This is a genomic window from Exiguobacterium sp. s130 (genome assembly GCF_018619055.1).
Classification (GTDB): domain Bacteria; phylum Bacillota; class Bacilli; order Exiguobacteriales; family Exiguobacteriaceae; genus Exiguobacterium_A.
Genome location: NZ_JACSNI010000002.1, coordinates 156,094 through 169,513 on the forward strand (window position 1 = coordinate 156,094; position 13,420 = coordinate 169,513).

The 13,420-nt window shown below is 48.6% G+C and carries 12 protein-coding genes; 11 read left to right on the forward strand and 1 reads right to left on the reverse strand.

Annotated features, from left to right (window positions below; translation table 11 throughout):
- Positions 1-32 precede the first annotated feature (32 nt).
- Together HZS85_RS04630 and HZS85_RS04635 are read left to right on the forward strand one after the other, a co-directional pair.
- Positions 33-803, forward strand: a complete 771-nt coding sequence (locus tag HZS85_RS04630) for a MurR/RpiR family transcriptional regulator (protein ID WP_214853757.1) — start codon at positions 33-35, stop codon at positions 801-803.
- Positions 804-818: 15 nt separating this feature from the next.
- Positions 819-1,310 carry a PTS sugar transporter subunit IIA gene (locus HZS85_RS04635; RefSeq protein WP_061810986.1) on the forward strand — a complete coding sequence of 164 codons (492 nt, stop codon included), beginning with the start codon at positions 819-821 and terminating at the stop codon, positions 1,308-1,310.
- Between the two features lie 246 nt (positions 1,311-1,556).
- On the opposite strand, the gene HZS85_RS04640 is transcribed toward HZS85_RS04635, so the two are convergent.
- On the reverse strand, positions 1,557-3,020 hold the full coding sequence (locus HZS85_RS04640; protein WP_214853760.1) for a potassium/proton antiporter: 1,464 nt from the start codon (positions 3,018-3,020) through the stop codon (positions 1,557-1,559).
- Between the two features lie 160 nt (positions 3,021-3,180).
- Here HZS85_RS04640 and HZS85_RS04645 point away from each other — a divergent pair, with 160 nt between their 5' ends.
- The 9 genes from HZS85_RS04645 to HZS85_RS04685 all read left to right on the forward strand — a co-directional run bounded on the left by HZS85_RS04645 (position 3,181) and on the right by HZS85_RS04685 (position 13,376).
- A complete protein-coding gene (locus HZS85_RS04645; RefSeq protein WP_214853763.1) occupies positions 3,181-4,053 on the forward strand; it encodes an SDR family NAD(P)-dependent oxidoreductase in 873 nt (290 codons plus the stop codon).
- A 222-nt stretch (positions 4,054-4,275) separates the two neighbouring features.
- Positions 4,276-4,761 carry a GNAT family N-acetyltransferase gene (locus HZS85_RS04650; protein ID WP_214853766.1) on the forward strand — a complete coding sequence of 162 codons (486 nt, stop codon included), beginning with the start codon at positions 4,276-4,278 and terminating at the stop codon, positions 4,759-4,761.
- Between the two features lie 73 nt (positions 4,762-4,834).
- A complete protein-coding gene (locus tag HZS85_RS04655; protein ID WP_214853770.1) occupies positions 4,835-5,884 on the forward strand; it encodes an oxidoreductase in 1,050 nt (349 codons plus the stop codon).
- A gap of 183 nt (positions 5,885-6,067) precedes the next feature.
- Positions 6,068-7,144 carry a C39 family peptidase gene (locus tag HZS85_RS04660; protein ID WP_214853772.1) on the forward strand — a complete coding sequence of 359 codons (1,077 nt, stop codon included), beginning with the start codon at positions 6,068-6,070 and terminating at the stop codon, positions 7,142-7,144.
- A 136-nt stretch (positions 7,145-7,280) separates the two neighbouring features.
- A complete protein-coding gene (locus HZS85_RS04665) occupies positions 7,281-8,984 on the forward strand; it encodes a DUF2339 domain-containing protein (protein WP_214853774.1) in 1,704 nt (567 codons plus the stop codon).
- A gap of 133 nt (positions 8,985-9,117) precedes the next feature.
- Positions 9,118-9,936: an iron uptake system protein EfeO gene (gene efeO, locus HZS85_RS04670; protein ID WP_214853776.1), complete on the forward strand. Its 819-nt coding sequence runs from the start codon at positions 9,118-9,120 to the stop codon at positions 9,934-9,936.
- 2 nt (positions 9,937-9,938) lie between these two features.
- On the forward strand, positions 9,939-11,171 hold the full coding sequence (gene efeB / locus HZS85_RS04675; protein ID WP_251137841.1) for an iron uptake transporter deferrochelatase/peroxidase subunit: 1,233 nt from the start codon (positions 9,939-9,941) through the stop codon (positions 11,169-11,171).
- The gene (locus HZS85_RS04680; protein WP_214854704.1) at positions 11,155-12,828 is read left to right on the forward strand and encodes an FTR1 family iron permease; all 1,674 of its coding nucleotides are present in this window, start codon (positions 11,155-11,157) and stop codon (positions 12,826-12,828) included. Before efeB ends, HZS85_RS04680 begins: the two co-directional genes overlap by 17 nt.
- Positions 12,829-12,914: 86 nt before the next feature.
- A complete protein-coding gene (locus HZS85_RS04685) occupies positions 12,915-13,376 on the forward strand; it encodes a YflT domain-containing protein (protein WP_035407992.1) in 462 nt (153 codons plus the stop codon).
- Positions 13,377-13,420: the final 44 nt, after the last annotated feature.

Below are 13,420 nucleotides of genomic sequence, written 5' to 3' on the forward strand. Positions count from 1 at the left end.
TTGCCTGGTAATTAAGTTAGGAGGATCTCCTTGTGAATCTTGAAGAGTTAATTAATAAAAATTATGAGTATTTGAGTGATACTGATTTTACTATTGCTAAGTACGTTCTTGCTAATAAAGATAAAATTGGGAACATGGGTATTAATCAGTTAGCTAAAAATAGTTTAGCATCCAAATCATCTGTATTAAGATTTGCTCAAAAATTAGGTTTTAGTGGATATAGTGAATTTAAAAACTTTGTAAAATGGGAAAATGCCAGCCCAAATGAGGAACTTAAACCAAATGAATTGTTTGAACAAGTTCTTTATGATGTCAATAAAACGTTAGACTATTTAAATAGTGTGGATTTTGAACCTATTTATAAAGCAATTGATACTAGCGAAAATATTTATGTCATTTCAACAGGAATAGCCCAGAAAAATCAAGCTGCAGAACTGCAACGACTATTCCTACTTATTGGCAAACCCGTTCAAATTATTCCTGCAATGGCCCACGCAAATGAATATAGGCTTATAATTGAAAAGTTAACTTCTAAAGATTTAATTATTTTGTTTTCGCTATCCGGTGAAAATCCAAACTTACAAGGGTTACCTGATATTCCTGCAGTTAAGGGTGCAAAAATGCTTTCCCTTACCAATTTTAAAAGTAATTGGTTGTCAGGACATGCTGATTTTAATTTATATGCTTCCAGTACGATGAATCCTAATCCGAAAAATTGGTGGGTACGATCTGCCTCTTCCTTTTTTATTGTGGTAGAAGCATTGGCATTTGGATACTTAGATTATATAAATAGTAAAAGATAGACATTGAGGTGTGAAATGATGTTTTTTAAGAAGAGTAAAAAAGAAAAAAATATATTCATCCATAGCCCTTTAAAGGGCGAGGTTATTCCATTAGGAAGTGTTCCAGATCCCGTTTTTTCCCAGAAAATGATGGGCGAAGGGCTAGCCTTTATTCCAACTAACGGCGAAGTTTTTTCTCCTGTAAACGGGAAGGTTACACAAGTGTTCCCTACTAAACATGCAATTGGAATGGTAACGGAAGATGGCCTTGAAATGCTATTACATTTAGGACTTGAAACAGTTGAATTAAAAGGTGAAGGATTTAATATCAAAATTAATGCTGGAGATATAGTTAGTGTTAATGACCACATTGGTACTTTTGATCTTTCCTATATTGAGGAGAAGGGAAAAGAAATTATTTCAGTCCTTGTTTTCCCGAATTTTGAAGAAAAAATCTCTGAAATGATTCCGTTAAAGTCAGATGAAGTTGAAAGTGGAACGGAAATTGCTCAATTGATTTTTAAATAACTCAAATTTCATATTTGAAAATCGATTTGTGATGGGGCTCTCAATAATTTAAGACCCAGCCAAATTCGTAGCTTGAACTGATTTTAAAAAGCGAAACGGCCTCCATTCTTGTTAAGGAAGATTCTCATGCCATAGTTGTTATTTATTTTTGACAACCTAATTCTTAGATCAAAAAGTGAATTTATTAAGTAATAATTAGCCTGTATGATATTTCCTTCATTCAGGCTTTTATTATGTTCCTCTGATCTATAATCCGAGCGACGCAATCAGCCGTCGCACGTCCTGATCCGCTTGTTTAGGTGTTAAAATCAACAGTTGATCGTCTACGAGGACACGTGTCTGACCACGAGGCGTCAGGATTTCATCTTCACGAATGATCGCAACGACGAGCACATCCTGGGGCATCTCGATATCCTGTAACGTTCTTCCGGCAATCACACTGTTTGTCGAGACCCTGACCTCGATGATCTCCGCTTGCGGATGGGTGACGGTCATGAATTTCAGGAACGGTTCGACCGTCGTGTCGGGCTGTGTCTCTAGCCCCATTCGCCGGACGATCCACGGCAAGGCCGTTCCTTGCAAAAGAGCAGACGTCATGACGGTGAAGAAGACGATATTGAAAAGAAGCGGCGCATCAGAAAGACCACTCGAAAGCGGATAGGTCGCGAGAATGATCGGAACGGCTCCACGTAGACCAGCTGCCGTGATGACACTCTGTTCTTTGACCGTGTACCGAAACGGAAGTAGCGATAAGACGACGGCAAGTGGACGAGCGAGCAGGATCAACGTCAGGACGATGACGGCCGAGACGAACAAGGTCCGAGGATCAAGCAATTGTTTTGGAAAGACGAGCAGTCCGAGCATGATGAACATGCCGATCTCTGCTAAATGCGACAAGCTGCCACTGAATCGTTTGAGCGTCTCGCGGTAAATCATGTCATGATTGTTGATCCAGATTCCGGTCAAATAGACGGCGAGAAACCCACTGGCGTGCAAAATCGTCGCGAGACCATACGAGAAGAGAGCACCGCTGAACAGAAGCGTCGGATAAAGGGCGGACGATGACAACTCGATCCGGTTCAGCAGTTGCGTGACGAGATACCCGATCGCAAGACCAACTAGTGTCCCGAGTCCCATCTCGTAGATGAAGGACAGAATACCCGCACCGATCGAGAACGATTCCGGCGCTAATGCAAACGATGTGAACAAGATCGTCAGGAAGACGGCCATCGGATCATTCGTTCCGGACTCCGCTTCAAGCGTATGTTTGACTTTGGCATCGACCGGTCGTCCACTGAGCAGGGAAAAGACAGCCGCCGCATCAGTCGAGCCGACGAGTGCGCCGATCAATAACGCGACCGACCAAGAAAAATCAAGCAGATAATGTGCGACGAAAGCGATGATTCCTGTCGTTGCGAGGACTCCGATGGTCGCGAGCGACAGGGCAGCAGGGAGAATCTTTCGGAAATGCGTCCATTTTGTATGCAAGCCACCGTCAAATAGAATCAAGACGAGCGCCATTGTTCCATAGAGACGGGCTTGTTCGAAATCACCGAAGTTGATGATTCCTGAAACGTCGGACCCTGCGATGATACCTACAACGACGAATAGGATCAACGTCGGTACATTTAACCGGACAGCGAACTTCGTCGTGATGATTGCAGTCAGTAATAGTGTGCCTGCGATGAACAAAATCGTACCTTCTTCCATCCCACCACCTCTTTCTTGATGACATGCTCTCTTCTTAGTATACGTTATTTTTTGAAAATTTCGAAAAATAATACCGAAATAAGGTGTATAAACGAATAGAAAAAGGAAAACTAGAAGCAGGACTAGTGCGTTCAAAATGGAACATCAAGGAGGAAGAGGGATGAACATCTGTATCGTCACGGGTGCCAATTCTGGTATGGGAATGGTCACGATTCAAGAATTACTGGAGCGGGGAGATCGTGTCATCGCGACCGTCCGGTCTCAGAAAAAAGTGACGGCACTCGTTCAACTGTTGCGGGAAAACGGTGTATCGCATACACAACTGGAAATCGAGATTGTGCAACTGGATCAACTGGACTCCGTCCGTCGTTTTGCGGATCGCCTGTTCGACATGATGGGTCGAATCGACCGTTTGATCCTAAATGCTGGAGTCATGGTACCGCCGTATCATGTCACGAAGGACGGCTTTGAATCGCAATTCCAAGTCAATTACTTGAGTCACTTCTACTTGATCGAGCGATTGTTGCCTTTACTCGAGAAAGGACAAGATCCGCGCGTCATCTCGATTTCCTCTCTCGCCGGTGAAGGCGGCTTGATCCGGACCGACGTCGAACTTGAGGCGATCGCGCACGTCAAAAAAGAACACTACAGCCCGATGCGTTCTTACCGCGAATCGAAGCTCCTGCAAATGATTCATATGCGTGAGCTAGCTGAAAAGCACGGCGACCGGATCACGTTCGTCAGCGTCCACCCGGGGATCGTCAATACGGATTTGTTCTATCGCGGCAAGTACGGCAAAGTGATGAAGACGTTACTCAAACCAGTTGCGCAAGTCGGATACTGGACCGGAAAACTTTATACACCGGAATACGGTGCGAAGACGGCGCTCTATCTTGCAACAACCGACGATCCACTTGAAAACGGCGGCTATTATGCGGATTCCGCTCCTCGACTCAGCAATCCGATCGTTGAAGATGACGAGTACCGGGCACAAGCACGGAATTTGTCGCGCCGCTGGGTCGAATTATCCTGAACGCCAAAAAAACGACCGGCTCGTGGGAAGCAGGTCGTTTACCGTTGTGACGACTGGGGGTCAGATCACTCCTAAAGAATACGTTACATCGAAATAAAATTGTGGAATATGAAAAAAATCACAAAATAATGGGCAAACATGAAATCTTGAAGCAAAAAGGTTTTCTTCTCGCTTCGCATTCGTTAGGATAGAGAAGAATTTTTTTGTAACAGGAGGAATAACATGATACGACAAGCTACATCAAAAGACGTTCGAAACATCGCAACCCTACTTGAGCAAAAAGCGCTCTCCCTTAAAGCTGGTGGCAGTAGCCAGTGGTCAGCTTATCTTGAGCAAGACATCGAGCAACTCGTCGTGCGAGATTTAGAAGCCGGTCGCCTGTATGTCTTTGAGGATCAGAACGAGCTGCTTGGTTCCGTTGCCCTGCTTCCTTCGCTCGAATGGGATCAATCCTTGTGGGATGATGTAGAAGGTCTGTATATCCATCGAATCGTCGTCAGTGACCGCGCAAAAGGACGTGGAGTCGGTCGGAAACTGCTGGAACATGCGATTGCTGTGACAGAGGACGAAGGGGAAATCCTACGACTCGACTGTGTCGCTTCAAACGAGTTTCTCAATGCGTATTACACGTCATTCGGCTTCGTCTATCAAGGAACACGGGACGGGTTCGCGATTTACGAGTATGAACGCATCGAAGCGACGGCCTGAAGCGGTTCAATCAAGACAACGGTCGTTTCGTTTGGTATGGTAAGAGAAAAAGAACGGTTCAAGGAGTGATCGGATGCGATTGAATATCGGCTTCATCGGCTTTGGCAAAAGTACGACCCGTTACCATTTACCGTACGTGATGATCGAGGACAACTATCACGTCACCTGGATTTACAATCGGAAGGAAAAACCGGAGTTATTCGCGTCCTATCAGGATCGACTGCCAGATGCACGTTTTACGACGGATGTGTCTGAGATGCTCGCTGACCCGGCACTTGATGTCGTCGTCATCAATACACCACCGGCTACCCATTTCGAATACGCGTTGCTCGCCTTGCAACAGCAAAAGCATGTTCTCGTCGAAAAGCCGTTTACCGTGACGGAAGAGGAGACGAAGCGTTTATTTGCGGAAGCACATGCGCAAGGCGTCAAAATTCTCGCTTATCAAAACCGCCGTTACGACAGCGACTTCCAAGTCGTCGCCCAAATCATCCGTTCCGGAAAACTCGGACGACTTGTCGAAGTCGTCTCGCAGTTTGATTTGTTTCGTCCCGAAGCAGCGTCAGCTGATGCGCGCCATGAGAACGGCGCACTCTACGGACTCGGTGTTCATACGCTTGACCAAATCATCGCCTTATTCGGAAAACCGGACAAGGTCGCCTTTGATGTGCGTAGTGTTCGACTGCCGCACAATCCCGATGATGCGTTTGCGATTGATCTCTATTATCCGGAGCTAAAAGTCAGCGTTCGGACGAGTCACGTCGCGCTTGCTCCGGCACCCCGATGGATGTTACACGGCACGAACGGCACGTTCATCAAACAACACGTCGACCGGCAAGAGCTCGACCTGAAAGCGAACTACTTCCCGGGAGAAGAGGGCTTTGGAGAGGATTCGGAAGACGATTACGGTCGTTTGATTTATCATGATGAACATGGTCACTTACAAGACGTCCGGATTCCGAGTCCCGTCGGTGATTACGGTAAAATGTATCGTGCCTTTTACCGCAGTATCGTCGAAGATGCACCGCTTCCAGTGAAAGAAGAGGACACCTTGTTCGTTGCCCACCTGCTTGAACAGGCTTTTGCGCAACCGTCTCCTTATATCTTGACGATCCAAAATTAAATTTTAATTTGATTGCAGGTTGATGACAACTCGACTGTGCCTATAGGCATGGTCGGTTTTTTTTGATATAACGAACGAGTACATCTCTTATTTTTCAGATTTTTCTAAAGAAATGTTGATTATTTTTTCAAAAAGTTGGGAAAAGGGGAATGTCTCATCAAATCTAAACATAGGGGGTCTATCATGAAACGATTCTTATCCGCATTGCTCGTAGCGGCTGTTATCGTTGGGGTACTCAGCCCTTCGTTGATCGCTGAGGCCGCGACGAAGTTGACCGTGACGACGGAGGTCTTGCGTGTCCGCGAAAAACCGTCGACATCGAGTAAGATTCTCGGTAACGTCTACAAAGGGAACGTCTACACTTCAAAGGGAACATCCGGCAGCTGGTATAAAATCAGCTACAAATCCCGTACCGGCTACATACACAAGAACTACGTCAAATCGTCCACGTCGAAATACACGTCGACAGGAACGAAGTATACGACGGTCGGTACGCTCAACGTCCGGACGGGCGCTGGTACGAAGTATAAGGTCGTGGATCAATTAAACAAAGGCGTTGCGGTTGCGACATATGGCACGTCAGGGAGCTGGACACGGATTCTCTATAAGGGGAGTTACCGTTATATCTCGACGCAATACGTATCAAAGTCAAAGCCATCAACGTCGACGAAGCAGTTAAACGTCCCGTACTACAACCAATATTCACTCGGGTATCCATCCGGTTGTGAGTTCGTCTCGTTGAAGATGGCACTCGAGTACAAGAAAAAAGCCGTCTCTGCTGCGTCTCTCTACAATCAAATGCCGAAAAGCATGAAGAACGCGACGTATAAAAACGGGAAGTATTACTGGGCAGATCCACAAAAGATGTTCACAGGTAATCCCGCTGGAACGCTCGACTACTACAAGAACTGGGGAATCTATCCGAAAGGAATTCTACCTCTCGCGAAAAAATACCGCAGCGGGTCCGTTGATATCTCAAAACAAGGTGTTTCAAAGATTGAGAGTGAGATCCGTAGCGGAAACCCGGTCATCGTCTGGGCAACGGTCGATTTCAAGAATCCATATGGCTACTTCTCATGGATTAAACCGGACGGCAAAACATTCACAGGTTACCGGAACTATCACGTCATGCTCGTGACAGGCGTCTCAAGCGGTTCGTTCTACGTTTCAGATCCATATCGTGGCAAGTATAGTGTCAGTCGTTCGCAGTTCACGTCCGTCTTCAATCAGACAGGACAATATGCGTTATCTGTTCGTTAAACGCTCAACCGGTCGCTTCCACGCGACCGGATTTTTATTTTCAGGCGTATTGATACGAAAACTACTGTAAAATGAAGGAGTTCACCTGCTAGGTGTGTAAAAGAATGACAATGTATCCATGAAAGGAAGTGAAGAGATGGAAGATCCACGGATCACGCGTCTCGAGCAGGAGGTCGCGGCGTTACGCCAACGCGTGGCTGCCCTTGAAGGACAGCACACTTCGTCTGTCGCACCTGAACCGAGCGAACCAGAAGTAAGTACAGTCGCCCGCCCAGCTCCGCGCCCTGCCTTTACGAAACGAAAACCGGTTGTTCCTCCACCAACATTTAAGGAAAAACGCTCCCGCGAAGACTGGGAACAGGTCATCGCAACTGTCTGGTTACCCCGAATTGGAGCAATATTCGCCGCACTTGGGGCTTTGTTCCTCTTCTCCTACGCCTCGGTTGCCGGTCTGATCAGTCCGCCTGTCCGCATCGGAAGTGGGGTATTGATTGGTTTACTCGTCATCGCCCTTGGAGAATACCAGTATGAGAAGAAGCGACGTGAACTTGGGGTCGGGCTCGTCGCGACAGGTACGATCGTCGCTTTGGCGGCATTGTTCGCCGGAATGGCCTTATATCAATTCTATCCACCGTCATTAGCTTTCTTACTTGAGCTCGTCGTCGTTTTCATCGCGTACGGTCTGATGCTTTGGATGCGATCGCAAGCCTTGCTCGTCCTTGTGTCCATCACTGGTTTCTTATTACCGTATCTGCAATTATCGGACGATCCGAACTTACCGCTCTTCTTATTGTACGAGGTCGTCTTGTTCGCAGCGATCTTCTTTGCCGTTGACCGACTGAAGGCAAAAAAAGCGTTCGTCTTCGCTTGGGTGATCTTTACGATCGCACTCGCGTTCGGTCTACTCTCGTTAGAGCTCTACTGGCTTGATGAACAGGTACCACGACTCGATGAATGGTCGGTCTTACTTGCAGCGCTCTTCGGCTACGGTGCGACTTCCTTCGTCGGAAAACGGATTCAGTTTGAGAAGAACGTCCCAAGTTGGCTCGCTGGGGGTGTCGTCTTACTGACGTTACTGATCCTTGACTGGTCTTTCGGTACGCTGATCGCGATTCTGTTCGCTGGCACTGCCTACCTGCTCGCTGAACGATTGAAGGATTCCGCTCAAAACGGTGTCGGTCACGTCGCCTTACTCGTCGCCGTCCTCTTGATTCCGGCAGATGCCCTCAGCTGGACGTATCAACTGCGCTACTTTTTGATTGCTGGATTAATCGCTGCATTCTGGTTCGTTCCACGAGCGCGGATGCCACACCAACGGTTATTTAACGTCGGATTGTATGTCGTCTTCATCTTCTCGGCTGTCGTTGACTATGAAACCTACCAAAACCTAGGTTTGTCCTACGCCTTGACCGTTCTAGCGATGGTCCTAGCTTCGACAGCGTTCGTCTTACTCCTCGTTCAGACACATCGTGATCCGGGCTGGAAAGGGTCGTGGCAACTCGTCCTTCTCTTAGCGGCGATCGGTGTTTTTACGACCTACACGTTGATCATCATGGAGTTACCGTTCTATCGCGGTCTTGAAGAGACAGCGCGTAGTACGACGTTATCCGCTGCTTATATCGTCCTCGCCCTCGTGCTCGTCGCGATCGGTCGGATGCGGACATCGTCGACGTGGCGGTTATCCGGATTGTTGCTCCTGACGATCAGTGCCGTCAAGCTTTTATTGTTTGACTTGTCTTTCCTCACCTTGTTCCAAAAAGCGTTCGTCTTCATTGGCTTTGGAATCGTGACGTTCATCATTTCACGGACCTATTTCAAAAAACGAAAAGAAAATGCCTGACAAAGCGCTTGGATTGGTCAAGAATGACCAGTTCAAGCTTTTTTTATTGTGCAAAAAATTTATTGATAACGATTATCATTGTCGTCTATACTGATAAAGGAACTGACTTAACCATTTACAGGGGGAACGATAGATGAAACAAGCATTGTTGATGACAGGCGCACTCGCGGTCGTCTTAGCGGGTTGCAGTGAAGCAAAACAAGCGGAAAAACCAGCACCGAAAAAGGCGAATTTCGATCAGGTCGTCACCGATTACCGGACGTATGCGATCAATGAAATCGATACGTTCGTTCGTGAGACAGAAAAATTCACCGATGCCGTTCAAGCAGGCAAACTGGAAGAAGCAAAAGCGTTGTACGCACCGACGCGGATGTATTACGAACGCGCGGAACCGATCGCGGAAGTGTTCGGTGATCTCGATCCGAAAATCGATGCGCGAGCAGGCGATGTCAAAGCGTCGGAGTGGGGGGGCTACCACCGGATCGAACAAGGGTTGTTTGAAAAGGGAACGACAAAAGGCTATGAAGCGTACGCGAAACAATTGATGAAAGACGTCCACTTACTGCGGGCGAAGGTCGAGACGGTCGAAGTGACACCGGAGTTACTCGTCACGGGGGCGACCGATTTGTTAAACGAGGTCTCGACGTCAAAAGTGACAGGGGAAGAAGACCGTTATTCGCATACCGATTTATATGACTTCGCGGCAAACGTCGAAGGGGCTGAAAAGATCTACGAACTATTGAACCCGGCGCTGAAGAAACAAGATGCGACGTTATCAAAAGAGATCGCTGCTCGCTTCAAGGATGTCCATGCATTACTTGACGCGAAGAAAAAGGGTGACGGCTACGTCCTCTATACGAGTCTCTCGAAACAAGACGTCAAGCAGATGAGTGTCGCCATCAATGAACTCGCGGAACCGCTCTCGAAGATGGGCATCGTACTGGAGGGATAAGCATGAAACCAATCCAAGAAGGCGTCACGCGGCGTGACGTCCTGAAGGTCGCAGGCTTGACGAGTCTCGGAGCCGCCCTATATGCCAGCGGTCTTGAGAAGTTTCTTCCGCGGACATTAACTGTCGAAGCAAGTGATCAAGAGCCGTTCTACGGGACATATCAAGCGGGAATTCTGACACCACCACAAAATCACGTCCAAGTTGTCGCCTTTGATATCAAGACGGAGCGACGCGATGAACTCGTTGATTTATTAAAACGCTGGACACGGTTATGTGCCCGACTTGCGGCTGGGTTACCATATGGCGATTCCGACTCCCGTTACGTCCCACCGGAAGATACGGGGGAAGCCGACGGATTATCGGCCGGTCACTTGACGTTTACGTTCGGGTGCGGTCCGAGTCTGTTTGACGGTCGCTTCGGCATCCGTCATAAGCGACCGGAGGCGCTTAAACCGTTGCCGACGTTCGATCTCGATCGTTTAGATGAAAAATGGGGCGGAGGCGACCTCGTCGTCCAAGTTTGCGGTGATGATGCGCAAGTCGTCTTCCATGCAATTCGTAACCTCGTCCGTGTTGGGCGCGGAACGGTCGCGATGCGTTGGTCCCAAGCTGGTTTCCAGCGCAGTAAAGCAGCAGATGCCTCTGGCGGGACACCGCGCAATCTGTTCGGCTTCAAGGACGGTACGGGAAATCCTGACGTCTCGAATAAACAGGTCCGGAAAGAAGCACTCTTTTGCCAGTGGCAGGACGGGACGCCATGGTTGACGAACGGCTCGTTCCTCGTTGTCCGTCGCATTCAGATGCATCTCGAAGTCTGGGACCGGACGATCCTAAAAGAGCAAGAACGGACCTTCGGGCGCGAACGTGCTTCCGGGGCACCACTTGGCTCTACAGACGAATTCGCTTCCGTTACACCATCGAAACGGCAAGAACGGGGCGAAGCTGCTTTACCCGTTGACTCGCATACGGCTGTCGCGCACGGAGACGGGAAGACAGCCATCTTACGCCGTTCCTACTCGTATCAGGACGGCATCGATGAAAAAACGGGTGCCCTCGACGCTGGACTACTCTTTTTATCGTATCAGCGCTCGCCAAAACAATTTATCGAGATTCAGCGTCGTCTTGCCGCACAGGATCGACTGAATGAATACATCACGCACCGTGGAAGTGCCATCTTCGCCTGCTTCGGTGGGATCTCGAAAGGAGGCTACATCGGTGATGCGTTATTTGCGTAATCTTGTCCTTTTACTTGTACTCCTTGTAGCCGGTCAACACGCGGTGCCTGTCCAAGCTACTTCGACGGATGATCTCTATGTCGCAATCGGACAAGCTTTGTCTGCCGTCGCAAGTGAAGATCGCGCGGCACTGAATCAAGCGATTGATGAACTAGGACAAGCTGCTCAAGACTTAGCTGATCAACAAGCGGCAATCACGAAAGCTGTCAAACAGGTCGATGCGAAACGGTCGGCAGCGTTTCCGGAAGTCCGCGAGCAACTGACAGCACTCTCTGCTGCCGTCCGGAAGCAAGAAGAAGCTACTAAACCGAAGACAGATCCGGTCGCGAAAGCAAAGGTGAAACAATTGCTTTCATTGACGAAAGAGATGCGGCAGGTCAAAGCGAGCGACCGTCCGGCAGCGGAGCAACGATTGTTGACCGCATGGGCGACGCACGAGAGTCTTGTCCGAAATGACAGTGTCGGTCACTATGGCAACATCGAGATGGCGCTTGCCTCGATTCGGATCGCCGCGGCGCGAAAGCCTGCGGATACGAAGGAGTGGAAGACGGCACTTGATCAATTCGATACGGCCGTTCAGTCCTTCCTCGACGGAGAACAAGTCCAAGCGAAGAAAACAGGACTGCAGTCACTGCTGACACCGCTTGAAGAGGCGCAGACCGCGCTTGCAGCAAGTGATTTGCCGCAAGCGAAGCTGGCACTCGAATCGTTTCTGAAGACCTGGCCGCGAGCCGAAGGCGAGGTCCGGACACGAAATGAAGGTCTCTATTCCCAGCTTGAATCAGACGTACCCTTGCTACTTGCTCGGCTGACGCCGGAAACTCGGCAAAAGACGGCACAAGAACTCCAGTCGTTCGAGAATGCTATTGCACAATTACAAACAAAGACACATTATACGTTCATCGACGCGATGCTCGTGATGCTCCGGGAAGGTTTGGAAGCATTATTAATCGTCAGTGCACTTGTTGCCTTTGCACGGAAAAGCCGAACCAAACAAGAAGGTAAGGTCTGGGCAGGTGCCGGGCTTGGTCTGATCGCAAGTGGTCTGTTAGCCCTCATCCTGCAGACAGTCTTTCAAGCCTCATTCGCAGCAACAGGTCGCGAACAAATCGAGGGCTATACGGGAATCGTCGCGGTCGTCGTCATGCTGTTCGTCGGCTACTGGTTGCACTCGAAAAGCGCCGTCGCGAAACGCAAACACTTTTTGTCGACGCTCTCAACGACGTCCTTGTTCTTCGTCAGTTTCTTGACGATCTTCCGGGAAGGTGCCGAGACGTTGTTATTCTACATCGGAATGGCACCAGCGATGACGAAGACTGCCTTGTTGTCCGGGATTGGTCTTGCAATCGTCATCATCGGACTCGTCTCGTATGCGGTCATCCAGATCGGTGTTCGTTTACCGATCCATCGTTTGTTCCAAGTCGCATCCTGGTTAATTTATCTGATGGCATTCAAGATTCTTGGTACGAGTCTGCACGCGTTGCAGCTGACAAACGTCTTACCGATCCATCCGATCAATGGACTCGGAACCGCCGGCTGGATCGGCTTCTATCCGACGATCGAGACACTCATCCCGCAAGTCGTCCTGATGATTTTGATTGCGATGTTTACGATCTGGCAAAAACGACGCACAGCAGCAATCCAGACGGCTGCTTAATCCATTTTTCAATTTCAGGTTTTAACTATTATGTTTCGGGTATAACTTCTTATCAGCAGCTTGCTGCATGAAGGAGAGGGATTTTTATGCTTGAAACGCGCATCGTACGAAACATGACCGCTGTCGACGCAGAAGTGACGAGCCTTAAATCAAGTGGTTATTCGAATAAACAGATCTATATCTTTGCGAAAGACGAAGAACTCGCGGAACGCATCGCGAACGATACGCAGACGTTACCGTATCGCGTGACGAAGAAGTCGTTCTTCGAGACCTTATTATCAGCCGTCCGGAGTAACCGGAAAGACCGGATCGCTCAGTTGTCCGAGCTTGGTATGACGAAGGATGTCGCCGAGGACCTAGAAGATGAAGTCCGACACGGTCGGATTGTCATCGTCGGTTCGAAGTCTGATTTACTGAATCCAGCGTTTGCGGCATCGTATGTGGCGGATGAAGCAACCGATTATGGTGCTGGCGTCCCGAAACTCGAAGATGAGGAAACGACAACAACATTACCAGCCGATCAAAATGTCAAATTAAAAGATGAATGATACGTAAGCCTCCTGTTTCTCAGTATAGAGACAAGGAGGCTTTT